Genomic DNA, 25,110 nt, shown 5'->3' on the forward strand with positions numbered 1-25,110 from the left:
ACAAAGATATTTAAAATAAAAAGTCCCGAGTGTTAATCGGGACTTAAATTTATACTTTCATAATTTCAGCTTCTTTAACCGCTAAAAGTTCATCTATTTTTTTGATGAAAGAATCGGTTAATTTTTGTACATCTTCTTCTGCTTTTTTACAAATATCTTCAGCAGTTCCATTTTTTTCTTCTTTTTTAATGTCTGAATTAGCATCCTTTCGGTGATTTCTAATTCCAATTTTTGCATCTTCCGCTTCCGCTTTTGCTTGTTTTACTAAGTCGCGTCTTCTTTCTTCTGTTAAAGCTGGAATATTGATGATGATGTTGTCACCGTTGTTCATTGGGTTTAACCCTAAATTAGCAATCATAATTGCTTTTTCAATAGGATGCAACATGTTTTTTTCCCAAGGTGTAACAGTTAATGTACGCGCATCTGGTGCATTAATGTTTGCTACTTGCGATAATGCTGTTTGAGAACCATAATAATCAACAAAAACACCACCTAACATTTGAGGTGAAGCTTTTCCAGCTCTAATGTTTAAAAATTCTTTCTCTAAATGCGCAACAGAACCTACCATAGCTTCTTTTGCACTGTCTAAAATAAAGTTAATTTCTTCTGTCATCTCTCTTTGGATTTTTAGATTGTTGGATTTTTAGATTTTCAGAATGTATAAATAACCAGATTTTAAAAGTCTAACTATCTAATGTTCTAAAAAGTCTAATTATCTAATTATATTGTTACTGTTGTTCCGATAGTTTTTCCTTCGCACACTTTTAATAAATTGCCATCTTTGTTCATATCAAACACAATAATTGGTAATTTATTTTCTTGACTCAATGTAAAAGCGGTTGTATCCATTACATTTAGTCCTTTTGCTAATACATCTTCAAACGAAATAAAGTCAAATTTAACGGCATCTGCATTTTTTCTGGATCAGAGGTGTATACACCATCCACACGAGTTCCTTTTAAAATTACATCAGCACCAACTTCAATTCCTCTAAGAACTGCAGCAGTATCTGTTGTAAAATATGGGTTTCCTGTTCCTGCACCAAAAATTACGATTCTACCTTTTTCTAAATGACGTGTAGCTCTTCTTTTGATGTAAGGTTCAGCAATTGCTTCAATTTTTAAAGCCGTTTGTAAACGCGTTTGCATTCCAGCTTCTTCTAAAGCGCCTTGTAGAGCCATTCCATTAATAACTGTTGCTAACATTCCCATGTAATCACCTTGCACTCTATCCATTCCGTTACTTGCACCAGCTACACCTCTAAAAATGTTTCCACCACCAATAACGATAGCGATTTCTACACCTTTATCGTGAATTTGTTTTATCTCTTCAGCATACTCAGCCAAGCGTTGTGGGTCAATTCCATATTGTCTGTCGCCCATTAAAGCTTCACCGCTTAATTTTAGAAGAATTCTTTTGTACTTCATCGTGTGTTGTATTATTTGTGGTGCAAATATAGTTAAATAGCTTTTTTCTAAAAAAAATGTTTTAACATTTATGTTGCTAAATTTTGAAATGCTTTTTTTGCTTCATTGTAACCGCTTTCAAATATTAAATCCATCTTAGCTTTATTGGTTTCAAACGTACTAAATTTAGTCAATTCTTTAGGTTCAATGATTAAATCGCAATGATTAAATTTTTGAAGATTTGAATTAGCAGTCAATAATTCTAATGCTCTATAGGTTACTGATTTGATTGAATTTAAATTTTTTGCTTCAATGTTTTGAACGGGACTCACATAAACACCAATAATTGAATCGCATTTTCCTTGTAATAAATCAGCAGGAAAATGATTCAAAATACCGCCATCACTGTATAATTTCTCTTTTATTATGTATGGTGATATCATCCCAGGAACAGCCGTTGAAGCCAAAACAGCATCAACAATTCTGGTTTCGGGACTAAAAATTTTCAGCTTGCCTTTTACCATATCAGTTGCGGTAATGTAGGTCGGAATTTTGAGTTCACTAAGTGTAGTAGTTTCTCCAAAAATTTCCTCAAAATATTTTTTAAACGAGTCTGAATCTACAATTCCAGGTTTCTTAAACGTAAAGTGTTTCCAATGAAAAAAGTAAATGGACTTGAAAAAATCTAAAATTTCTTCAGGTTTTTTGCCAAAAGCATACATACTTCCTACAATTGCGCCCGCACTAGAACCTGAAATACAAGCAGGTTCAATACCTTGTTCTGCTAAAAATTTTAGTACTCCAGCATGAGCGATGCCTTTTGAACCGCCACCAGAAAGCGCTAATCCGATTGATTTTGAAGTTAAATCCATATGTAACAATTCTTACATTTAATTTCCAAAATTAGACTTAAATTTGTCAAATAAAGTTAATATGATGAAAAATACCATACAACAAACGTTACTAAATAGTTTTTCTTATTCGGAGTATAGAAAAAAAGTTACCGAATTAATTGCTGAAGGAAAATCAACAGGACATGAACAATCGAATGATTTATTGCATTATTCTGAATTGAATGAAGCCCGAATGAATCGTTTAGAAAAAACCATTGCAATTGTTGATGAAGTAAAAGCCAAATTAGAAAATTTAGATAAAAAGTATATTTGGTTAGTTTTAGCAGAAGGTTGGTGCGGTGATGCTGCGCAAGTTTTGCCTGTGATTCATAAAATGGCTGAAACCACAAATAAGGTTGAATTAAAAATTGCGTTACGCGATGATAACGATGCTTTAATGCAACATTTTTTAACGAATGGCGGAAAAGCCATTCCAAAATTAATCGTTTTAGATGCAGAAACTTCAGAAGTTATAGCTGATTGGGGACCAAGACCTCATGGTGCTAAACAATTGATTTTAGAGTACAAAGCTGCGCATGGTGTTGTAGATGAAACGGCCAAAATTGAATTGCAAAAATGGTATTTACACGATAAAGGAATTTCGATTCAGCATGAAATTGTGGAAATGCATGAAAATATTTTAGCGTAAGGTTCCAATAATCCTTAACTTATCAGAAGTGGAAATTCCACCAGGGTTGCAACCCAGTTGACCTTCTGGAATTTCCATTTGTAGATTTTCATAATAGTCTGCCCAAACTTCGAAATACTCATTTGATTTTGGCGATTTGAACGTCATCGGATACAAATCAAATAATGGTTTTTTGTATGCATGAAGAAATGCGTCATAAATTAATTCCGAACAGTAATATTTTCCATTGTTGTACAAATATTCATCATCATATGGAACGCCAACTTGTTGTAACGAAAATGAAATCGCCTCAGGAATGTATTTTCGGTATTTGCGTTTCAATCTTCCTACAAACATTTCTTCTGTAGTGTAGGTTTTAAAGGTTTCGAAAGATGTTATTTTAACTGCTTTTCCTGCGGCTTCAATTACGAAAACAGAATCATTTTTAATATACACCATTCCTAAATGGCTAAAATCTTTTCCTTGATAACCTTCCGTTACTTCGTTAATCGCTTCACAAAGTGGTCCGCAATTCATCGATTGGAATAAAATATCGCCCGTTTTTAGTTTTACATTTTGAGAAAACCCAAATTGAAACTGCAAAAAGAATAGAAGTAAAATTTTATTTTTCATCATGAAGTGATTGTTCAAAATCTTCGGGACTAACCGCATTTTCAACGCTATAATTTCCAATTTTTGTACGACGAAGCACTGATAAATGACCTCCAGATTGCAATGCTAATCCAAAATCGAAAGCTAACGATCGAATGTAAGTGCCTTTGCTGCAAGTAACTCTAAAATCTACTTCTGGTAATTGAATTCGTGTGATTTCAAATTCGTGAATGGTAGTTTTTCTCGATTGAATTTCCACTTCTTCACCTGCTCGAGCGTGTTCGTACAAACGTTTTCCGTCTTTTTTAATGGCAGAAAACACAGGTGGTTTCTGGTCGATTTCACCAATAAATTGTTTGGTGGTTTCTAAAATCAAGGCTTCTGTAATGTGTTCAGTTGGAAAAGTTGCATCTACTTCGGTTTCTAAATCATAGGAAGGTGTCGTTGCGCCTAAAACAATTGTTCCAGTATATTCTTTGGCCTGCGCCTGAATTTCAGTGATTCTTTTAGTAAATTTTCCCGTGCAAATAATCAATAAACCAGTTGCTAGTGGATCTAAAGTTCCGGCATGACCAATTTTGAATTTTTTAGGAAGATTCAATTCGTTTTTTAAAACATATTTTAATTTATTCACCGCTTGAAACGAGCTCCATTTCAAAGGTTTGTCGACTAAAATTACTTTTCCTTCTAAAATTTCTTCTGCATTCATTAGATAATAGTTAATTTTTGAACGAAGAAATGAATGAGTAGAATAGCAATTCCAGCTACAATTCGATAATAACCAAAAATTTTAAATCCGTGTTTGGTTAAAAACCCGATGAATGATTTTATGGCAATTAAAGCAACAATAAATCCGACCACATTTCCAATGATTAATAAATTGATTTGATCGTCTGAAAGGACAAAACCATCTTTGTGATAATCGTAAGATTTTTTCAAAGTTGCTCCCAACATGGTTGGAATGGCTAAGAAAAATGAAAATTCTGCAGCAGTTGTTCGGGATAATTTTTGTGTCATTCCGCCTACAATGCTTGCGCCACTTCTAGAAACACCCGGAATCATAGCTAAGCATTGAAATAACCCGATTTTAAAAGCCGTTAAATAAGAAATTTTGGTTTCTTCTGAATTACCAAACCATTCATCTACTTTTAACAATAAAATACCACCGATGATTAACGATACCGCTACTGTGATGGGATTTTCTAATAAACCGTCGATAAAATCACTTAATAACAATCCGAAAATTACGGCTGGAATAAAAGCAACCAATAATTTGAAGTAAAAATCAAGCGATTGAAAAAAACGTTTGAAATACAGAACAATTACCGAAAGTATAGTTCCTAGTTGAATAACAATTGTAAAAAGTTTAGTAAAATCGTCTTGCGCAATACCAAAAAATGAAGAGGCAATAATCATGTGTCCTGTTGATGAAACAGGTAAAAATTCGGTTATTCCTTCAATGATGGCAAGAATAATAGCTTGTAGTGCGTTCATTTGTTAGTTTTCAGTATTCAGTCTCAGTATTCAGTATTAATCTGCTAACTGCGACTGAATACTGAATACTGAACACTATTTTTTAGGATTTTTTAAAATGGAATAAATTGTAATTCCGAATCCAATTAAAACTACAGTTGGAGCCAAACGAATTCGTCTGAAACTAAAAATTTCTTTGTTAAACACATTAGGGTCATCGCTTCCGCCACCACTCATTAGAATAAATCCAAGCGCAATTACTGCCAATCCCACCAAAAGAATCTTGTAGTTAACTTTATTAAAAAGAAATTCAGGTTTGTTATTTTCGTTGTTCATAATTTTTTATTTAATTGTAAAATCGCAAATTGTTAATCATCAATCTCAAATTAATACAAATCATCTGTTTTTAAGTTTAAAAAACGTTGTGTAGCAAAGAAAGTGCTAATCCAAGTAATGATGATGCCCACAATTAGAACGCCCACAATTACAATTCCGATAGAAACATAATCTTTAGCAATTCCAAGGCTTGGAAATAAACCATCTACATAAATTACAACACCAATTAAACCCATAATTGCTAAAGCAGAACCAATTAAACCCAATTTGATACTGGTCCAAATGAAGGGTTTTCTAATAAAAGATTTAGTGGCGCCAACCATTTGCATCGTTTTAATTGTAAATCGGTGTGAATAAACAGAAAGGCGAAGAGAACTATTAATTAGTAGCATAGCAACTACAGTTAAAATTCCGCTAATAATTAAAATCCAAAAACTGATTTCTTTTACATTATTGTTTACTAAATCGACAAGTTCTTTGTCATAAATTATTTCGGTAACCATTTCATTTTTACGAATTGTACGCTCAATTTTTTTGATGCTATCTGTGTTAACGTAATCGCCTTTTAAGTGAATATCAAATGAATTTTGTAGTGGATTAAATCCTAAAAATTCCATAAAATCTTTGCCTACAATATCAACATTGTTTTTAGCAGCACTGTCCTTGTGAACAAATGCATAATCTTTAATGAATCTTGCATTTTTTAGTTCTACATCAAATGAATTTAACAAGCTATCATTTGCTTCATTGTTAAAGAAAACCGTCATAGGAATATTTTCTTTAAAATCATTTGATATTTTTTTAGAATTAATTACAAACAATCCTAATGTTCCCAAAAGGAATAAAACTAAAAAGATACTTAAAACTACCGAAAAGTAAGACGAAATTAAACGTCGCTTGTTGTAATTTTCAAATGATGATGCCATAAAAGTGTATTTAAGCCGTAAAAATAGTAAAGATATTTTGTTTACACAGAATATAACAACAAAGTTTTAACTTTAGTATTTATAATCATTATTTTTGTTTTCTAAATTTTGCAGTATGTCATTCAAAATTAACTTTTTTTCAATTGTTTTTTTATTCCATTTTCTTTCACTTTCGGCACAAGAAATTGCAATTCCTTTCCGCAATGGAAATTTATGGGGAATTTCTAATGAAGCTGGTAAAATGCTGATTGAACCCAAGTTTGATCAATTAGAATTTCCTAATTCTTATGAAAATGCAAACGATTATATGATTTCTAAACTAAATGGTTTAGAAGGATTGATTATTGATGGAAAAGAAATTTTAAAGCCAAAATACACATCTATTTATAATGACGATGGCTTTTTTAATGTAAGATCAACCGAAAATGGAAGCCAGCAAGACATTCTGTTGCCTGATGGAACTTCAATATTTGAAAAACCTTTTATAAATATCTTGTCTCGATTCGAAATTAACAAAAATCACAAATTATTTCATGTTTTGAATCAAAATTTAACCGAAAGCTTGTTTATTTATGATATGAAATTATTGAAAAAAGTACAAGTTTTGTATGACAATTACCATTCGATTTCGCTTTTTAAAACCAGAAATGAAATAACAAAAGTGAGTCAATTATATTTTTTGGTTAAAAAAACAGCAACTAGCAATTTACTTGTTGAAAATTGGACAAGTAATGCAATTCCACTGGTAAAAATCAATTCGGGCTTTCAGTATTTAAAAGAAGATGAATTCTTGCGGTTTTTTGCTGATAAATATTATTCAAGCAAAAATAATGATTATTATTCGGGTTCTGAAACTGGAGAAGTAATGGAAGTAGTAGAATATACTGGTTCATCAGATAGAATGGAAGATGCGCCAATGGCAATTCCTTATGATGAAAGAACAATTATTTCTGAAACTCAAGAATTCAAAGAGAAACATTGGAAACATAATTTGGTTGTAAAAGATAATAAACTCTTTATGGAAAGCTATGAAGATAGAAATTATAAAAATAAAAAAACAAAAGAAATTCCAGTTGAAATTCCAGCAAATGAAATCAAATTATCGTATGGCTCGTTTTATTTAAAAAAAGAAAATGGTTCTGATAATTATAGTAATTTCATTCGCTATCCAAAAAATGGTAAAACAATTGTTATTTTTCCATATGACATAAATACAAAAATTGAATTTGACTTTATTGATGAAAGAAGTTTTCAAATAAAGGAAAATAATAGTACAAAAGAAACCGTTTATTTGGTTGGAAAAAAAGACAAAAATAACCAATTAAAATATGGCTTGTATTCTAATGCAAGAAAGCAAATTATTGATTTTGAATATGACGAATTTACTAACATTCAACATTATTCTAATGATGGTACTTTTTTATTCAAAGTTAAAAAAAACAATAAATTTGGTGTCATTCAAGCAGATGGAAAAATTTTGTTGCCAGCAAATTTTAGCGATTTAAAGGAAGTGCACAACAACTATCGTTCTGGAACAAAAGTGTTTCAAATTCAAAACAACACAAAATTTGGATTAATTTATTTAACCAACTCTGAAATTAAAGCACTCGAACCTATTTTTGATTATCCAATAAAAGGAGTAATTCCAAAATATCCAGAATATAAAAACAACAAAATAAGTAGCGCTAAAAAAAATCCAAAAACCATCTCGCTCATTGAATTAAAAGATGAATCAGGAGAATTCATGGGTTATGCAGATTTCAATGGAAAACAATTTTTTAAAGACTAACACATGAAGAATTATTTATATATACTATTGTTTTTTTGCTCAATTTCTTCTGCTCAATATTATTCTGAAGGTGGCTATTTTGACATTAGATTATTAGAAACCAAAAACTTTGAAAATTTTTATTTTTCTGAATATGAATTTAATCCTGCAGAAAACGCAAAAACATTGGCAGAAATAGAAAAAACAGCCAAAGAAAACCAGTTTCCTATTGTTAGATATGATATTTCAAAAGGTTCTAGTAAATATGCTCAAGTTACTATTTATGTTAACAACAAACTTTTTTCATTTTCTAAATTCTCAAACGGATTACTAGAGGGGAAAAAAATAATTTATCATGGAAATGGAAATCCTTTTTATGAAATGGAATATGTAAAAGGCAAAGCCAATGGAAGTGCAAAAATTTATGACGAAAAAAACCAATTAGCCTTTGAAACCGAGTATAAAAACAACGTAAAAGAAGGAAAAAGAATATTTTATATCAACAAAAGAGGATTTATAAGTATTGAAGCAATTTATAAAAATGATAATATTATAGGTGATTTAATCATTACAAAAGAATATGGTGATGTGTATCATTATCCAAACGACTTAAAAAATGGAAAAGTGAAGCGTTTTTACCAAAATAAATTAGTTGAAGAATATAATTTGGTGGCAGGTGAACTTCATGGAACAGCTATAATTTATAATATTGGAAATGATAAAATGTATGCCAAAATTCCATTCACATTTGGATTAAAAAATGGGATTGTCGAATATTATGATAGAAATGGCGAATTGTTGTCTAAATGCGAATACAAGTTTGGTAAAAAAATTGGGAAACATGAAAAATATTCTCATGATTCAAAATTAGAAAATGTTGAATATTATGATGAAAATGGCAATAAAACGGGAACTTGGATGAAGTATAATTATGATAAAAAATATATTGAAACTACTTATAATACTGACGGTTCTTATAAAACAACAACTTATGATAACAATGAAAATATCAAATCCATTTCAAATTATAATGCTAATAATTCCAATACAGGAGTAACACAAAATTTTAATAACGGAATATTAGAAAGTGAAATATTCAAAGTTGGACATACCACAAAATGGTCAAAAATGTACTATGAAAACGGCAAAGTATTTTCAACAGAAACGAAAAAAGGTGAAAACTTCGAACGAGAATTTTTTGATAAAGAAGGAAAAACAATCCACATAAATCAGGTTAATGATTCAGGAAAACGTATTGGAATTCATAAAAATGGCTATTTGAAAAATGATGAAATGAATTTCTATGACGAAACACATTACGACGAAAATGGAAAAAAAATAAAATGGATTTATTTTACATCAAAAGGCAAAAATGAATACCAATACAGAAACGAACAACCACACGGAAAAAGAACAGAGTATGACCTTGACGGTAAAATAATATTAGAAACCTATCATTATGAAACCAAAGGAAAATCAAAAATTGTATCCAAAGAAGAATTTATTAAGCTAACCAAGAATGAAAAAAAATAAACACAAATTACTCATAACTTTTATAGTTTTAGTTCAATGTCTTGGATATTCACAACACAATTATTTTCCATATCGAGAAGGTAATTTATGGGGATTTTGCGATGAAAGTGCACAAATAATTTTGCAACCCACTTTTACAAATATTGAGAGAAGCATATATGAAAAAGGGTATTATGAAATTAGCAATGGAGAAAAAAAAGGATTGTTTTATAATTCAAAAATCATAATTCCAGCTGAATATGAAAATATTAAAATTTACAGAAAGGGAATAATTATTACCGAAAACAAAGAAAATGGGGCAACTGTTTTTAAAGTTTTTAATGCGGATGGAAGTTTACTGATCCAAAATAAATTTCGCTTCATCGGTTTAATGGAAGGATATAACTATTCATACAGTAATTTTATCAAGGGGTTTTATTTGAAAGATATTAATAACAAACATTCCTATGTTAGTGTCGATTTTTACAATCAAAATAAAATTAATTATCTTATAGAAAATGTATATAGTTTAGAAATTGATCAAACGAAATCAAATTTTAGAGTTGATGTTGTAAAAATAAAAAAAACAGAAAAAAGCAATGAAGAATTGGTTTTTATTAAAAAAGAGGAAGACGCTATTTCGGTATTAGATGAAAATGCCAAACAAAACTTCCTAAAAAAACAATCATCAAATGATTATGAACCACATACTGATGTTGCCGAGGATGTGCCTTTTGAAGTTTTAAATATTGTAACACACAATTATATAATTAATCAAAATGGAATCGAAATTAATTATAAAAAACAAAGAGCTCCCAAATCAAAACAAAATCAAAAAATTGTAGATTTTCCTTTTAAGGCCAATTTTCAAACAGTAACCCTTACCAATGGATTTACAGAACAAAAAATTAATGATACAATAAATAGATATTCTAATATCATCGTTTTTAAACAAAAAAAGAGAACAGGTTTTTTCTTTAAATATCCATTTGAAAAAGGAAACTTGTATGATTCTCTCCAAATAATGAAGTCAATTAAAAATTACGATACCGAATCCAATTACATCAAAGTCGGAATTTTTAACAAAAAAACAAAAAAGATGAATTTTGGAGTAGTTAATTTGTATCAAAATGAAATCATCCCCATAGAATTTGACGATATTGTTTTAGGGTATCATTTCAATTACTATGGTTTTAAAAGAGAAAAAGCGTTCCTAGTAAAGAAAGACAATTTTTATGGTTTAATCAATGATAAAAAAGAACAATTGCTTCCTGTTGTTTATGACTATATTTCAGACACAAACAAAAATGATGATTTTCTTTTAGTGAAGAAAAGCAATCAATATGGAGCTTTGGTTAATTATTATAATGGGAAAAAATATAACGCTGAACTACTTCCTACTTTTTTTGATTACAAAATAAAAGAAATAGTTTTAAAAAGCACTTTACAAAAAATATACCCAGAAAATGTAGTTCAAGCCATTGATTATATAATTTTAGAAGACCAAAATGGAAACTTCAAAGGATATGCCAATCCAAACGGAACACTATATTTTAAAGATTAGTTTTATAAAAGTTTTATAAAACGTATTTTTGCACCGAAAAAAAATAGAAGTCAGTCGCAGTCACAGTCATCAGTTGTTTTAATTGAGACTGAAAACTGAGACTGAAAACTGAGACTGAAAACTGAAAAATGAAATACCACCACGAAAAAATCGAAGCCAAATGGCAACAATATTGGGCAGAAAATCAAACTTTTGCTGCATCTAACCATTCTGAAAAACCAAAATACTATGTATTAGACATGTTTCCTTATCCTTCTGGTGCGGGTTTACACGTTGGGCATCCGCTAGGTTACATTGCTTCTGATATTGTCGCAAGATATAAAAGACATCAAGGGTTTAATGTGTTGCATCCGCAAGGGTATGATTCATTTGGTTTGCCAGCCGAACAATATGCGATTCAAACAGGACAACATCCTGCTGATACCACTCGAATGAATATTGAAGGTGGCATCGATAAATCAGGAAATACCATTCAAGGCTACAGAAATCAGTTAGACAGAATTGGTTTTTCTTTCGATTGGAGTCGTGAAGTGCGTACTTCTAACCCCGATTATTACAAGCATACGCAGTGGATTTTCATTCAATTATTCGAATCATGGTACAATAAAAATTCGGATAAAGCAGAAAGCATTTGCACGTTAATCCAAGAATTTGAAAAAAACGGAAATGCCAATGTAAATGCAGTTTGTGATGATAATATTGCGCCATTTTCAGCAGAAGATTGGAAATCATTTTCATCGTCAGCACAACAAAAAATACTTTTACAATATAGATTAACCTATTTAGCCGAAACCGAAGTCAATTGGTGTGCGGCTTTAGGAACCGTGTTAGCGAATGACGAAATTGTAAACGGCGTTTCAGAGCGTGGTGGACATCCAGTAGTTCGTAAGAAAATGACACAATGGAGTATGCGAATTTCTGCTTACGCGGAACGTTTATTGCAAGGTTTAAACGAAATCGATTGGAGTGAATCGATCAAAGAATCGCAGCGTAATTGGATTGGAAAGTCAGTTGGAGCAATGGTTTCGTTCAACGTAAATAATCATAATGCGAAAATTGATGTGTTTACAACACGACCTGATACGATTTTCGGAGTTACCTTTATGACATTAGCGCCAGAGCACGATTTGGTTTCACAAATTACTACTCCAGAACAAAAAGCAGCAGTTGAAGCCTATGTAGAAGCAACTGCAAAACGTTCAGAACGTGAAAGAATGGCAGATGTAAAGACCATTTCAGGCGTTTTCACAGGTGCTTATGCAGAACATCCTTTTACAAAAGAACCTATTCCAGTTTGGATTGGCGATTACGTGTTAGCAGGTTACGGAACGGGTGCGGTTATGGCGGTTCCTTGTGGGGATGAGCGTGATTATGCTTTCGCGAATTTCTTCAAAGGAACTAATGGAATGCCAGCAATTAAGAATATTTTCAACCAAGATATTTCACAAGCCGCTTTTGGAGAAAAAGGTGGTTTTGAATTGGTAAATTCTGATTTCTTAAACGGATTGGATTACAAAAACGGAACGAAAAAAGCAATTGAAGCTTTAGAACAATTAGGTGCAGGAAATGCGAAAGTAAATTACCGTTTACGTGATGCCGTTTTCTCTCGCCAAAGATATTGGGGTGAACCTTTTCCAGTATATTATGTGAATGGTTTACCACAAATGATTGACAAAAAACACTTGCCAATTGTTTTACCAGAAGTCGAAAAATATTTACCAACCGAAGACGGTCAACCACCATTAGGTAACGCAACCGTTTGGGCATGGGATAGTGTTCAGTGTTCAGTGGTTAGTAATCAGTTAATAGATAACGTGAAAGTTTTCCCGTTAGAATTAAACACGATGCCAGGTTGGGCAGGTTCTTCATGGTATTGGATGCGCTATATGGATGCGCATAATACAGAAGAGTTTGCGAATGAAGAAGCTTTAAAATATTGGGAAAGCGTAGATTTATACATTGGCGGAAGCGAGCACGCAACCGGACATTTATTGTATTCTCGTTTTTGGAACAAATTCTTAAAAGACAGAGGTTACGCCCCAACAGAAGAACCATTCAAAAAACTGATCAATCAGGGAATGATTTTGGGAGAAAGTGCTTTTCTATATATTTTACAAGCTAAATTTGGTGATAAAAGTGGTAATATCCAAGTAATAGTTTCTAAAGAATTGTATTCAGAGTTTATTAATGGCGGAAGTATTGATGTTTTACCTAATAAATTAGAAGTTTTTCTCAAAGAAAGTATGAACTTTCACTTGGAATTTAACCAAGATTTGAAAGGTTTGCCATTTAATTTTATTTGTTACAAAACTCCTGTTGATGTAAATTATGTTAATTTAAAAAATGAAATTATTGTTGATGAACTAAATGACGACAATAGATATAAAATAGATATTTTGAATTCTTCATACTTCGATGGTGACTCTATTATAAAAGGAGATGATATTAAAATACTTTCTGTTTATAGAGAAGTAGAAAAAATGTCGAAATCGAAATACAATGTAGTTTCGCCAGATGATATTTGTGAAGAATATGGAGCCGATACGTTGCGTTTATACGAAATGTTTTTAGGACCATTAGAGCAATCTAAACCTTGGAATACAGCAGGGATTACTGGTGTTTCTGGTTTCTTGAAAAAATTATGGAGATTATACTTTGATGACAATGGTTCCGTAATTGTAAATGATGAACCAACGGCAGAAATGTATAAATCGTTACATAAAACCATCAAAAAAGTAACAGAAGACATTGAGAATTTCTCTTTCAATACGTCGGTTTCTCAGTTTATGATTTGCGTGAACGAATTACAACAATTAAAATGCAATCACCGCGCTATTTTAGAGCCATTAGCTATTTTAGTTTCACCTTATGCACCACATATCGCTGAGGAATTATGGAGCGCTTTAGGTCATGAAGGTTCAATTGCAACCGTTGCTTTTCCAAAATTTGAAGAGAAATATTTAGTCGAATCTGAAAAAGAATACCCAGTTTCGTTCAATGGAAAAATGCGATTTACGATTAAATTACCATTGGATTTAACGACAGCTCAAATTGAAGAAATCGTAATGGCGGATGAAAGAACTCAAGCGCAATTACAAGGTGCTTCTCCAAAAAAAGTAGTTGTTGTACCAGGAAGAGTTATAAACTTTGTAGTGTAAACTTAAACACAATCTTGTCATGCTGAAAGCATCTTTTAGATTTCTTGATTGACTTTTAGAAACTCTTTCAGAGTGACAAACTATGTGAATAACATTAAACCGCAGATTCGTAGATTGATTTAAAATCAGCGAATCTGCGGTTTTTTCTTCTTGTTTTTGTAACATTTTTCATTTTTTACGTATAATAGATAAACTAAAAAACTATAAAAATGGAAAAAAGAAACGTTGGAAAAATAATTGCTGGAGTTGTAGTCATTGCATTTGTGTTTATTGCCGCTTTAATGTTTGGTTTGCCAAGATATAACGTGTGGCAACAAGAAATGGCAGGAAAAGCAGAAATGGCAAAAGCCGAGCAAAATCGTAGAATTTTAGTAGAAGAAGCAAAAGCCAAATTAGAAGCCGAAAAATTAAACGCACAAGCCGAAATTGAACGCGCAAAAGGGATGGCAGAAGCCATGAAATTAGAAAATGGAACGTTAAGCGAAACGTATAACCAATATTTATTCATTAGAACGTTAGAGAAATTAGCAGATAAAGGCGATTTACCACAAATTATCTACGTACCAACTAATGGAATGGTTCCGGTAATGGATGTTTCTAAAAAATCACCTGTAAAGCAAATGCAAGAATAATGTCAAAATGACATTTCTAAATTTTGGCTTGTATTTTGATATAATTTTAGTAACTTTAAATTGTAAATAATAAAAAGATATGTGGACATATTATATAATAATTGGAGCGATTGCTCTTGTGAGTTGGTTAGTAAGTAATAAATTGAAGAGTAAGTTTGCTTTTTATTCAAAAGTAACTTTGCGTAATGGAATGAGTGGTGCCGAAATTGCAGAAAAAATGTTGCAAGACCACGGAATTACCGATGTAAAAGTAATTTCAACACCCGGTCAATTAACAGACCATTATAATCCGGCGAACAAAACAGTTAATTTGTCAGAAGCAGTTTATAACCAAAGAAATGCAGCCGCAGCCGCTGTTGCAGCTCACGAATGTGGTCATGCGGTACAACATGCGCATGCCTATGAATGGTTAACCATGCGTTCTAAAATGGTTCCTGTGGTTAATATTTCGTCAAGTATGTCACAGTGGTTAATTATGGGAGGGTTAATTTTAGGTTTTGCATCAAAATCAAGTTTAGGATTTTATGTGGCGGTTGCAGGTTTAATTTTAATGGCAATTGCAACTGCATTTAGTTTTGTTACACTTCCAGTAGAATACGATGCAAGTAACAGAGCTTTGGCTTGGTTGAAAAATAAAAACATGGTAAGTCAGCAAGAATATGCGGGTGCCGAAGATTCATTAAAATGGGCAGCACGTACTTATGTAGTAGCCGCTTTAGGAGCTTTAGCATCTTTATTATATTGGGCTTTCCAAATTTTAGGTTCGAGAGATTAAACAACTAAAATTCCAAAAATAGAAATTCCAAATTCCAATGTGAGTTTGGAATTTTTTTTCTTCTAATTTTGAATTTTTTTGTTTCTGAATTTTTTTGTTTCTGAGTTTTGGAATTTGGAATTTTTCTATTGGATTTTTTTACAACTGAATTTGTCGTTCTATCTGCTGTTCCAAAGAAATGTACGTTTCCGTTCGTGAAACTCCATCAATGGGTTGGATTTTCTTGTTGAGCAATTGCATCAAATGTTCGTTATCTTTACAAATCAATTTGATTAAAATGCTCCAATTTCCGGTGGTGTAGTGACATTCTAAAACTTCAGGAATTTTTTTCAATTCTTTTACCACTTCTGGATTATTTGAGGCTTTTTCTAAATAAATTCCAATGAAAGCCATCGTACTGTAACCTAAAACTTTTGTGTCTACCACAAATTTTGAACCCGAGATTACCCCAGCTTGTTCTAGTTTTCTTAGTCGTTGATGAATTGCAGCACCTGAAATCCCGATTTTATTGGCGATTTGTAAGATCGGTTTTCGCGCATCCTCCATTAAATCACGAAGGATTTCTTTGTCAATTCCGTCGATTTCAATTTGTAACTGATTTATCTTCATTTTGAGTTGATTTGAAAGTAAAAATACAAAATCGATTTTAAACGGAATAAAAAAATCCGAAACCAATTACGATTTCGGATTTTTCAACCTTTGAAATAATCATTAACTTTTTACATTTAAGGGATTGTATCCTAAATAAGGGACTTCAATTTCTTTAAAAATTACACCATAACTTTCTAATTCTTTTAAAATTGGAGTATAAACTTCTTTTGTAATAGGCAACTGAACGCCTGGAGTTGTAATTTCTTTATTTAATATTTTTAATGTTGCTATTGCGACAGGCAGTCCAACTGTTTTTGCCATTGCAGTATATGTTTGATCGTCACCAATGCAAACCATGGTAGAATCAATCTGTTTTTTTTCGCCGTTTAATTCGTAGCCAAATTTATGATACATCACAATCATATCTTTGTCATTTGGTTCCAAAGCCCATTTTTCAGCTAAAATCTTTTCTAATATTTGAGCTGGAGTTGCTTTTACCAATCCCACTTTTTTGTTCGGATTAAATAGATCGATTTCGACTAATTTGTCCCAAATAATGTCGTCTTGATCAATTTTTTGCAATGCACGCAATTTAATTTCTACGGTATCTGTTGGATGATAGGGTAAAAATGAATTCGTAAATTCACGATACGTCATTTCTTCCGAATTGTCGATTATGTATGAATCATCGGTCATTCCAAGTTGTACTAAAATGTCCCAAGCTCTCGAATATCCTACTCTTCTAATTGTTCCTCTATAACAAGTTAACGCATTGTCTAAACCATATACACTTCTATATTTTAGAGAATCTCTGTTGGCATAAGCTTCAAATCTTCCATAGCCTTCTACTTCTAAAAATTCAGTTCTTCTAAATAATTTTGAATACGGAATGTACTTGTAATTTCCTTCTTGTATGAATTTTGCTGCACCACCTTGACCCGCTAATACAACATTTCTTGGATTCCAAGTAAATTTGTAATTCCACAAGTTGGTGTCGCTTTCTGGAGCAACTAATCCGCCACAGAATGATTCAAATAAAATAATATTTCCACCTTTTTCACGAATTTCATCTAATACTTTCATTGCACTCATGTGGTCAATACCCGGATCAAGCCCAATTTCATTCATGAAAACCAAACCATTTTCTTTAGCAGCAGCATCTAATTCTTGCATAGCAGGACTAATATATGAGGCAGTTACCATATGTTTTTTATAGGTAATACAATCTTTAGCAACTTCTAAATGCAAATGCGCAGGCAACATCGAAACTACGATGTCTGCTTTTTGAATTTCTGCTTTTCGTTGGGTTTCATTGAATATATCAAAAGCAATTGCAGTAGCATTTTTGTGGTGATTTGTTTTTTGTTTCGCCAATTCTTCTGATAAATCGCCAATTGTTACATGAAGATTTTCTTTTTCTGAATTTTCTAATAAGTATTTTATGAGTGATGAAGCAGATCTACCTGCTCCAATTACTAGAATATGTCTCATCTTTGGGTGTGTTGTAAAAATATCACACGAAGATAGTAAAATGTTATATTTATGAAAACATTTTGTTGATTTATGTCATAATTTAACATAAAAACTTTTCCTATCTTTGGTCACAAATCAAGAAAAATGGATAAGAAAATTCTATTAGTCGCTGTTTTTTTAGGAGTTACGGCAATAATTTTAGGTGCATTTGGTGCACATGCGTTAAAAAAAGTACTTTCTGAAGCGCAATTGCAATCTTTTGAGGTAGGTGTGCGTTATCAAATGTATCATGCGTTGTTTTTATTGTTTATAGGCGTATTTACTTTTTTGAGTGAAAAAGATCGTTTAGTTATATTTTGGTTAACTATTTCGGGAGTATTGTTTTTTTCTGGTTCCATTTATTTATTGGCAACTAATGGGATAACCAATTTGAAAACTAAATTTTTAGGTCCAATCACGCCTATAGGAGGATTACTGTTGATATCGGCTTGGAGCTATTTATTTTACTCAATTTTAAGTAAAAAACCATAATTTAAAACGCTATCTGAAATTAAATTTATAATTTTGCACTTTATTAAATACACAACATAACAAAGAATTTATGGATACGAATGCCCAAATTACGAAATCGATTTCGTTAGAAAAATACGGAATCGTTAATGTATCAGAAATAATCTACAATCCTTCATATGAATTTTTATATAATGAAGAATTAAATCCAACTTTAGAAGGTTTCGAAAGAGGTCAATTGTCTGAACTTGGTGCGGTAAATGTAATGACAGGTGAATTTACAGGTCGTTCTCCAAAAGATAAATATATAGTAAAAGACAGTGTTACCGAAAACACCGTTTGGTGGAATTCTGATAAAGCTGCAAACGATAACAAGCCTATTTCTCAAACTACATGGAATGCTTTAAAAGAAACCACGGTTAAACAGCTTTCTGGAAAAAGATTGTTTGTTGTAGATGCTTTTTGTGGCGCTAATGAAGATACAAGATTAAAAGTTCGCTTTATCATGGAAGTGGCTTGGCAAGCGCATTTTGTTAAAAATATGTTCATTCGTCCAACAGAAGCAGAATTGGAAAATTTTGGTGAGCCAGATTTTATTGTAATGAATGGCTCAAAAACAAGTTTCAAAGACTATGCTGCACACGGATTAAATTCTGAAGTATATGTTGCGTTCAATTTAACCGAGAAAATTCAGTTAATTGGTGGAACTTGGTATGGTGGTGAGATGAAAAAAGGATTGTTCTCAATGATGAACTATTACTTGCCATTACAAGGAATTGCCTCAATGCATTGTTCTGCGAATAAAGGAAAAGATGGAGATGTAGCTGTTTTCTTCGGATTATCGGGAACAGGAAAAACCACTTTGTCTACTGATCCAAAGCGCGAATTAATTGGAGATGATGAACACGGATGGGACAATGATGGTGTTTTTAATTTTGAAGGCGGTTGTTATGCGAAAACAATTGATTTAAGTGCTGCTAATGAACCAGATATTTTTGGGGCCATTAAAAAAGATGCATTATTAGAAAATGTAACTCTTGATGCGGATGGAAAAATTGATTTTAAAGATGGCTCAGTTACACAAAATACACGTGTTTCTTATCCAATTTATCATATTGATAACATTGTAAGACCCGTTTCTAAAGCAGGTCACGCTACAAAAGTTATTTTCTTAACAGCTGATGCATTTGGAGTAATGCCACCCGTTTCTAAATTAACACCAGAGCAAACAAAATATTATTTCTTATCAGGATTTACAGCTAAATTAGCAGGTACAGAAAGAGGAGTAACCCAACCAGAACCAACATTTTCAGCTTGTTTTGGAAAAGCATTCTTGTCTTTACATCCAACAAAATATGGCGAAGAACTTGTTAAGAAAATGGAGCAACATAATGCTACAGCTTATATGGTAAATACAGGTTGGAACGGTACAGGGAAACGAATTTCTATCAAAGATACTAGAGCAATTATTGATGCTATTTTAGATGGTTCTATTGAGAAAGCAGCAACAAAAACAGTTCCGGTATTTAATTTTGTTGTGCCTACGGCTTTACATGATGTAAATCCTGCTATTTTAGATCCAAGAGATACCTACGCTGATGCAGCAGAATGGCAAACAAAAGCAGAAGATTTAGCTTCAAGATTTATTAAAAATTTCGTACAATATACAGACAATGAAGAAGGTAAAAACCTTGTTGCTGCGGGTCCAAAATTAGGATAAATAGATTATTAGTTCATAAAAAAAAGTCCCGAATTTTCGGGACTTTTTTTATGGTATTAAATAAAACTTTTTAATGTGTTTTAAATGATTGAAAAGAATCTTTGGATTTATTTTCCTTTATTGGCTTCAGCAACATATTTTTCTAAAGCACCTGTCATTGAAGGTGTTCCAGGGCTTGGAGCCATAATATCTACGCGTAAACCATGTTCTAAAGCTTCTTTTTGAGTAGTGCTTCCAAATACTGCAATTCGAGTATTGTTTTGTTTGAAATCTGGAAAATTCTTAAATAATGATTTAATTCCAGTTGGACTAAAAAAGGCTAAAATGTCATAATAAACATCTTTCAAATCCGTTAAATCACTCATTACAGTTCTGTAAAAAATGGCTTTAGTCCAATCTACCTTTAGTCCATCAAGTGTTTGAGGAACATCGATATTTAATTGATCAGAAGAGGGAAGCAAGAATTTTTCGTCTTTATATTTTTTTATAAGTGGAGACATGTCAACAAAGTCTTTTTGTCCCACATAAATTTTTCTTTTTCTGTAAACAACATAACGTTGCAAATAAAAAGCTACGGCTTCAGATTGGCAAAAATATTTTAAATCTTCAGGTACTTTGTAGCGCATTTCTTCTGCAACTCTAAAAAAATGGTCAACAGAATTTCTGCTAGTCAATATAATAGCGGTGAAGTTGTTTAAATCGATTTTCTGAGCTCTTACTTCTTTTGCAGGAACACCTTCAACATGAATGAAGGGTCTAAAATCAACTTTTACTTTAAGTTTATTTTGAAGCTCAAAATAAGGAGAATTTTCTACTTTAGGCTCTGGTTGTGAAACTAATATTGTTTTCACTTTCAAATTTGACATATTTCTCTCTAATTTTTTGTAAACCAATTATAAATAAAATAGTACGGAGCTATTTCAAGGGTGCAAAGATATAAAATAAAATAAAATATTTTACGCATCAGTAAATTTTGATATAATTTCAATGCAACTAGGTAAGTAGTAGTGTTAATTACGAATAATGCAATAAGTAATATCCAAAAAAACAAATTTGAATCAAATGAATTGTAAAATAGAATAATATTCACCGGCAAAAGTATAAAACCAAAGTAGGCACGATAGTTGACTTTTAGTAAATTAAATTGTTCGCTAAATTCTTCAATTTTAAAAGCGGTTGCTATTATTTTTTCAATTAGAAATTTAGATAGAATAAAAACGGTTAAAAAAGTAAATATCTGAATATAAACAATGAAATTAGTTTTTTCGGTTTTTTCAAATTGATGCAACACTAAAAGCGTAAAAAATGAAAAAGAAAACAACTGCAAGACAAACATTGAAACAGTAAATCCACTCATTAAATTGCTGCTGTCTCGATAAATTTTGGTATATTTATCAGAATAAGCCAACCGGATAAATTCATTAAATCTAACAGAGGAAATAGTTTTGTTTACGGCAATTATTCCCACGCACAAGAGGAACAAAATGGTTGCCCAATCGTTATTTTCTATTATTCGAGTATTGAGTTGAATTGCTAACATATTATTTGCAAATTTACAAAAAATACACTCAATTTGATTATTATAAAATTATTAAGAATTATACACTAGAAATAACTTATTTTTGCATCAAAATTAACACACTCTATGGCTAAAAGCGTTGTCATAATCCCTACCTATAACGAAATTGAAAATATTGAAGCAATAATTGCTGCTGTTTTTTCTTTGCAGACTCCTTTTCATGTTTTAATTGTTGATGACAATTCTCCAGATGGGACAGCAGATAAAGTTAGGGCAATGCAAAAGGAATTTTCAGGGAAGTTGTTTTTAGAGGTTCGTACAAAAAAAGCAGGTCTTGGTACAGCCTATGTGCATGGTTTTAAATGGGCGCTTTCACATGGGTTTGCATATATTTTTGAAATGGATGCCGACTTTTCTCACAACCCTAATGATTTAGAAAAATTATTAGCGGCTTGCGAAAATGGGGCTGATTTAGCTATAGGTTCAAGATACTCAAATGGAGTTAATGTGGTCAATTGGCCTTTAAGTCGTGTTTTGTTATCTTATTTTGCATCGGTTTATGTGCGAATGATTACAGGTATGAAAATTGCTGATGCAACTGCAGGTTTTAAATGTTATAAAAGAATTGTTTTAGAAAAAATAAATTTAGACCGAATTAAATTTGTTGGATATGCGTTTCAAATTGAAATGAAATATCGAGCATTTGTTAATAAATTCAATATTGTTGAAGTGCCTATTATTTTTACGGATAGGACTAAAGGACAATCTAAAATGAGTGGAGGAATTATTAGAGAAGCAGTTGTTGGAGTAATAATGTTGAGATTAAGAAAAATATTTAATAGATTATAATGAATACATATTTAATTAGAAATGCCAAAATTGTAAACGAAGGTGCTGTTTTTGAAGGTGATATATTAATTGAAAATGAAATTATAAAAGAAATTGCCGAAAAAATAAGTCCAAAATCGTCAGATTGTGTTATTATTGATGCAGAAGGGAGTTATGTAATTCCGGGTGCTATTGATGATCAAGTGCATTTTAGAGAGCCAGGACTCACACACAAAGGAACTATTGAAACAGAAAGTAGAGCAGCAGTTGCTGGCGGTATTACTTCGTTTATAGAACAACCAAACACGGTTCCAAATGCTGTTACACAAGAACTTTTAGAAGATAAATACCAAATAGCTTCTCAAACATCATATGCTAATTATTCGTTTATGATGGGAGGAACAAACGATAATTTAGAAGAAGTTTTAAAGACTAATCCAAGAAATGTTGCAGGAATCAAATTGTTTTTAGGTTCTTCAACCGGAAATATGTTGGTCGATAATCCAGAAGTTTTAGAAAAGATTTTTTCATCTACTAAGATGCTTATAGCTGTTCACTGTGAAGATGAAGCAACAATACAGGCCAATACGTTAAAATACAAAGAAGAATTTGGTGACGACATTCCAATGCAATATCACCATTTAATTCGAAGCGCAGAAGCGTGTTATTTGTCTTCATCAAAAGCGATTGAATTGGCCAAAAAAACAGGCGCACGATTGCATGTTTTTCATTTGTCAACAGCAAAAGAAATGGATTTGTTTACCAATAAAATTGCGTTGGAAGACAAACAAATAACAGCAGAAGTTTGTATCCATCACCTGTGGTTTACCGATGCGGATTATGATGCAAAAGGTTCTTTAATCAAATGGAATCCTGCAGTTAAAACGCAACAAGATAAAGACGCTTTGTGGAAAGCATTATTAGATGATCGAATAGATGTTATTGCTACGGATCACGCTCCTCATACCCTAGAAGAAAAAATAAATTCTTATACAACTTGCCCTTCTGGAGGTCCTTTAGTACAACATGCAGTAGTAGCAATGTTTGAAGCACATCATCAAGGGAAAATTTCGGTAGAAAAAATTGTAGAAAAAATGTGTCATAATCCGGCTAAAATATTCAAAATTGAGAAGCGCGGATTCATTAAAGAAGGATATTTTGCAGATATTGCCATAGTAAATGCTTATTTGCCTTGGAATGTTAAAAAAGAAAATATTCTTTACAAATGTGGATGGTCTCCCTTTGAAGGCTATAATTTTAAATCAAGAGTTACACATACTTTTGTAAACGGAAAATTAGTGTATGCTAATGGAAAGGTTAAAGAAGCAAAAGCAGGTCAACGTTTATTATTTGATAGAACCCTATAAATGAAAAAGTTTTTACTATTAGTTATTGGAATTGTAATTATTTCATGTTCAAAAAATCCGGCCCCAAAACCTGATAATTTGCTAGATGATGAGGTAATGACAAACATATTATTTGATATTGCCGTTTTACAAGCAGCGGAAGGAACCATGACATATCGTTTAACAGAAAACAATATTAAAGTAAATACTTTTATTTATGAAAAGTATAAAATTGACAGTACTACTTATTATCAAAATCAAAAGTACTACGCTGCAAATACCAGAAAATACAAAAAAATGCATCAGGACGTTTTAGCGCGTTTAGAAAAGATAAAATCGGAATCAGAAATTAAAAAAGATTCAACAGCTATAGACGGTACTTCTGTTAAAAATTAAATAATGTTCGGTAAATACGTTTCCTTTTTTTGAAAATTATAACCCAAAGCGGCAACCACTTTTGTTGTGTCATACTGATCAATTGAATGAGATGCTTTTGAAGTTATTTTAGTAAGCTTCCTTTTTCTGTTTGTTATTTTAGCTAATAACCAATCTAATCGCCAACCCAAGTTTGTTATGCTTTTGGAGGCATAAAAACCAGGTGGTTTTATTTTAAATTTTGAAGCTAAATAATAAATGAAATCTTTAATATTTATGTTTTCTCCAACCAAAATATATCGTTCACCCGAAATAGTACTTTTCATTAATTGAACCATACAATTGGTCACATCTTCCACCGAAATAATACCAATTGTACCATTGGTATAAAATGAAAGTCCTTTTTTAACAGACTGTATAATAACATCACTCCCTTGATTTGGAAAGCCATAACCAAAAATCACACTTGGATTCACAATCACAACATCTAATCCTTCTTGAAAACCTCGCCAAACTTCCATTTCTGCACCATATTTTGTAATGGCATAGTCGCTATGTAATTCTTCTGGATTCCATTCTGTGTCTTCTGTAATGATGTTTTCGTGCTCTTTCGTATCGCCAAGTGCGGCAATTGAACTAACGTGGCACAATTTTTTAATATTAAAATCGATACAGCAGTTTACAACATTGGCAGTTCCTTCAATATTAATTTTTCTAAGTGCATCTTCATCATTTGGATCAAAGGATATTAAAGCGGCACAATGATACACATGAGTTACATTTTCAAATGCTATTTCTAATGAAGGGATATCAGTAATATCGCCTTTAACCCAATGAATGTTATCAAAAAGACCTAATTGATTTTTAAAAGCAAAAACATTCTTCACTTTTTCAAGCTGTTTTTCAGAACGAAATAGCGCTTTTACTTCCTCATTTTCTTGAAGAAGTTGCACTAACAAATGTGAACCTACTAAACCCGTTGCTCCTGTGACTAAAATCATGTTGTAAAAATAGCAAATCTTTTGATTACAGATTTATGATTATCGATTTTTGATTTCAGAATTT

General features: G+C 31.7%; 24 protein-coding genes and 1 pseudogene. 12 read left to right on the plus strand and 13 right to left on the minus strand.

The annotated features are described in order from the left end of the window. Nucleotides 1–49: 49 nt before the first annotated feature. From frr to OLM52_RS12230, 3 genes and pseudogenes are all read right to left on the minus strand, one after another. Complete coding sequence (frr, locus tag OLM52_RS12220) at nucleotides 50–613, minus strand: ribosome recycling factor (RefSeq protein ID WP_264548785.1); 564 nt, start codon at nucleotides 611–613, stop codon at nucleotides 50–52. Between the two features lie 107 nt (nucleotides 614–720). After that, nucleotides 721–1,427, minus strand: a pseudogene (gene pyrH / locus OLM52_RS12225) (UMP kinase). A 68-nt stretch (nucleotides 1,428–1,495) separates the two neighbouring features. Further along, nucleotides 1,496–2,278, minus strand: a complete 783-nt coding sequence (locus OLM52_RS12230) for a patatin-like phospholipase family protein (protein WP_264548786.1) — start codon at nucleotides 2,276–2,278, stop codon at nucleotides 1,496–1,498. Nucleotides 2,279–2,342: 64 nt separating this feature from the next. Between OLM52_RS12230 and OLM52_RS12235 the strand changes: the two genes are divergently transcribed. After that, complete coding sequence (locus tag OLM52_RS12235; protein ID WP_264550548.1) at nucleotides 2,343–2,948, plus strand: thioredoxin family protein; 606 nt, start codon at nucleotides 2,343–2,345, stop codon at nucleotides 2,946–2,948. Here the strand turns inward: OLM52_RS12235 and OLM52_RS12240 are convergent. From OLM52_RS12240 to OLM52_RS12260, 5 genes are all read right to left on the minus strand, one after another. Continuing rightward, on the minus strand, nucleotides 2,940–3,563 hold the full coding sequence (locus OLM52_RS12240) for a YiiX/YebB-like N1pC/P60 family cysteine hydrolase (protein WP_264548787.1): 624 nt from the start codon (nucleotides 3,561–3,563) through the stop codon (nucleotides 2,940–2,942). The genes OLM52_RS12235 and OLM52_RS12240 overlap by 9 nt on opposite strands. Continuing rightward, nucleotides 3,550–4,248, minus strand: coding sequence for a tRNA pseudouridine(55) synthase TruB (truB, locus tag OLM52_RS12245; protein WP_264548788.1), 699 nt, complete (start codon nucleotides 4,246–4,248; stop codon nucleotides 3,550–3,552). Before truB ends, OLM52_RS12240 begins: the two co-directional genes overlap by 14 nt. After that, the gene (locus tag OLM52_RS12250) at nucleotides 4,248–5,033 is read right to left on the minus strand and encodes an undecaprenyl-diphosphate phosphatase (RefSeq protein WP_264548789.1); all 786 of its coding nucleotides are present in this window, start codon (nucleotides 5,031–5,033) and stop codon (nucleotides 4,248–4,250) included. Before OLM52_RS12250 ends, truB begins: the two co-directional genes overlap by 1 nt. A gap of 75 nt (nucleotides 5,034–5,108) precedes the next feature. Next, nucleotides 5,109–5,348: a DUF3098 domain-containing protein gene (locus OLM52_RS12255; RefSeq protein ID WP_264548790.1), complete on the minus strand. Its 240-nt coding sequence runs from the start codon at nucleotides 5,346–5,348 to the stop codon at nucleotides 5,109–5,111. Between the two features lie 50 nt (nucleotides 5,349–5,398). After that, a complete protein-coding gene (locus OLM52_RS12260) occupies nucleotides 5,399–6,274 on the minus strand; it encodes a cell division protein FtsX (protein ID WP_264548791.1) in 876 nt (291 codons plus the stop codon). 115 nt (nucleotides 6,275–6,389) lie between these two features. Here OLM52_RS12260 and OLM52_RS12265 point away from each other — a divergent pair, with 115 nt between their 5' ends. The 6 genes from OLM52_RS12265 to OLM52_RS12290 all read left to right on the plus strand — a co-directional run bounded on the left by OLM52_RS12265 (nucleotide 6,390) and on the right by OLM52_RS12290 (nucleotide 15,683). Next, on the plus strand, nucleotides 6,390–8,063 hold the full coding sequence (locus OLM52_RS12265) for a WG repeat-containing protein (protein ID WP_264548792.1): 1,674 nt from the start codon (nucleotides 6,390–6,392) through the stop codon (nucleotides 8,061–8,063). Between the two features lie 3 nt (nucleotides 8,064–8,066). Further along, nucleotides 8,067–9,575 carry a toxin-antitoxin system YwqK family antitoxin gene (locus tag OLM52_RS12270; protein ID WP_264548793.1) on the plus strand — a complete coding sequence of 503 codons (1,509 nt, stop codon included), beginning with the start codon at nucleotides 8,067–8,069 and terminating at the stop codon, nucleotides 9,573–9,575. Then, on the plus strand, nucleotides 9,562–11,118 hold the full coding sequence (locus OLM52_RS12275; RefSeq protein WP_264548794.1) for a WG repeat-containing protein: 1,557 nt from the start codon (nucleotides 9,562–9,564) through the stop codon (nucleotides 11,116–11,118). The genes OLM52_RS12270 and OLM52_RS12275 overlap by 14 nt, the downstream gene beginning before the upstream one ends. Before the next feature lie 128 nt (nucleotides 11,119–11,246). Continuing rightward, a complete protein-coding gene (locus OLM52_RS12280; RefSeq protein ID WP_264548795.1) occupies nucleotides 11,247–14,276 on the plus strand; it encodes a leucine--tRNA ligase in 3,030 nt (1,009 codons plus the stop codon). 209 nt (nucleotides 14,277–14,485) lie between these two features. Continuing rightward, the gene (locus tag OLM52_RS12285; protein WP_264548796.1) at nucleotides 14,486–14,908 is read left to right on the plus strand and encodes a hypothetical protein; all 423 of its coding nucleotides are present in this window, start codon (nucleotides 14,486–14,488) and stop codon (nucleotides 14,906–14,908) included. Between the two features lie 79 nt (nucleotides 14,909–14,987). Then, nucleotides 14,988–15,683, plus strand: a complete 696-nt coding sequence (locus tag OLM52_RS12290; protein WP_264548797.1) for a zinc metallopeptidase — start codon at nucleotides 14,988–14,990, stop codon at nucleotides 15,681–15,683. A gap of 138 nt (nucleotides 15,684–15,821) precedes the next feature. Here the strand turns inward: OLM52_RS12290 and OLM52_RS12295 are convergent, their stop codons facing one another. Beyond that, nucleotides 15,822–16,292: an Lrp/AsnC family transcriptional regulator gene (locus OLM52_RS12295; RefSeq protein WP_264548798.1), complete on the minus strand. Its 471-nt coding sequence runs from the start codon at nucleotides 16,290–16,292 to the stop codon at nucleotides 15,822–15,824. Between the two features lie 102 nt (nucleotides 16,293–16,394). Then, nucleotides 16,395–17,765 (minus strand): saccharopine dehydrogenase family protein, encoded by a 1,371-nt coding sequence (locus OLM52_RS12300; RefSeq protein ID WP_264548799.1) that lies wholly within the window; start codon nucleotides 17,763–17,765, stop codon nucleotides 16,395–16,397. Nucleotides 17,766–17,891: 126 nt separating this feature from the next. Between OLM52_RS12300 and OLM52_RS12305 the strand changes: the two genes are divergently transcribed. Together OLM52_RS12305 and pckA are read left to right on the plus strand one after the other, a co-directional pair. Beyond that, entirely contained in the window at nucleotides 17,892–18,278 is a 387-nt protein-coding gene (locus OLM52_RS12305) for a DUF423 domain-containing protein (protein WP_264548800.1), read from the plus strand. A 70-nt stretch (nucleotides 18,279–18,348) separates the two neighbouring features. Then, a complete protein-coding gene (gene pckA / locus OLM52_RS12310) occupies nucleotides 18,349–19,977 on the plus strand; it encodes a phosphoenolpyruvate carboxykinase (ATP) (RefSeq protein WP_264548801.1) in 1,629 nt (542 codons plus the stop codon). Between the two features lie 107 nt (nucleotides 19,978–20,084). Here the strand turns inward: pckA and OLM52_RS12315 are convergent, their stop codons facing one another. Together OLM52_RS12315 and OLM52_RS12320 are read right to left on the minus strand one after the other, a co-directional pair. After that, the gene (locus tag OLM52_RS12315) at nucleotides 20,085–20,834 is read right to left on the minus strand and encodes a uroporphyrinogen-III synthase (protein WP_264550549.1); all 750 of its coding nucleotides are present in this window, start codon (nucleotides 20,832–20,834) and stop codon (nucleotides 20,085–20,087) included. Nucleotides 20,835–20,851: 17 nt separating this feature from the next. Continuing rightward, entirely contained in the window at nucleotides 20,852–21,517 is a 666-nt protein-coding gene (locus OLM52_RS12320) for a DUF4271 domain-containing protein (protein ID WP_264548802.1), read from the minus strand. Between the two features lie 105 nt (nucleotides 21,518–21,622). Between OLM52_RS12320 and OLM52_RS12325 the strand changes: the two genes are divergently transcribed. Genes OLM52_RS12325 through OLM52_RS12335 form a run of 3 tightly spaced genes read left to right on the plus strand, consistent with a single transcriptional unit; the run spans nucleotide 21,623 to nucleotide 24,066 of the window. Next, complete coding sequence (locus OLM52_RS12325; protein ID WP_264548803.1) at nucleotides 21,623–22,345, plus strand: polyprenol monophosphomannose synthase; 723 nt, start codon at nucleotides 21,623–21,625, stop codon at nucleotides 22,343–22,345. Further along, nucleotides 22,345–23,691, plus strand: coding sequence for a dihydroorotase (locus tag OLM52_RS12330; protein ID WP_264548804.1), 1,347 nt, complete (start codon nucleotides 22,345–22,347; stop codon nucleotides 23,689–23,691). Before OLM52_RS12325 ends, OLM52_RS12330 begins: the two co-directional genes overlap by 1 nt. Next, nucleotides 23,692–24,066: a DUF4296 domain-containing protein gene (locus tag OLM52_RS12335; RefSeq protein ID WP_264548805.1), complete on the plus strand. Its 375-nt coding sequence runs from the start codon at nucleotides 23,692–23,694 to the stop codon at nucleotides 24,064–24,066. Here the strand turns inward: OLM52_RS12335 and OLM52_RS12340 are convergent. After that, nucleotides 24,063–25,046 (minus strand): NAD-dependent epimerase/dehydratase family protein, encoded by a 984-nt coding sequence (locus OLM52_RS12340; RefSeq protein WP_264548806.1) that lies wholly within the window; start codon nucleotides 25,044–25,046, stop codon nucleotides 24,063–24,065. The genes OLM52_RS12335 and OLM52_RS12340 overlap by 4 nt on opposite strands. Between the last annotated feature and the right edge of the window lie 64 nt (nucleotides 25,047–25,110).

The sequence above is a fragment of the Flavobacterium sp. N2820 genome (assembly GCF_025947285.1).
Lineage (GTDB): Bacteria > Bacteroidota > Bacteroidia > Flavobacteriales > Flavobacteriaceae > Flavobacterium.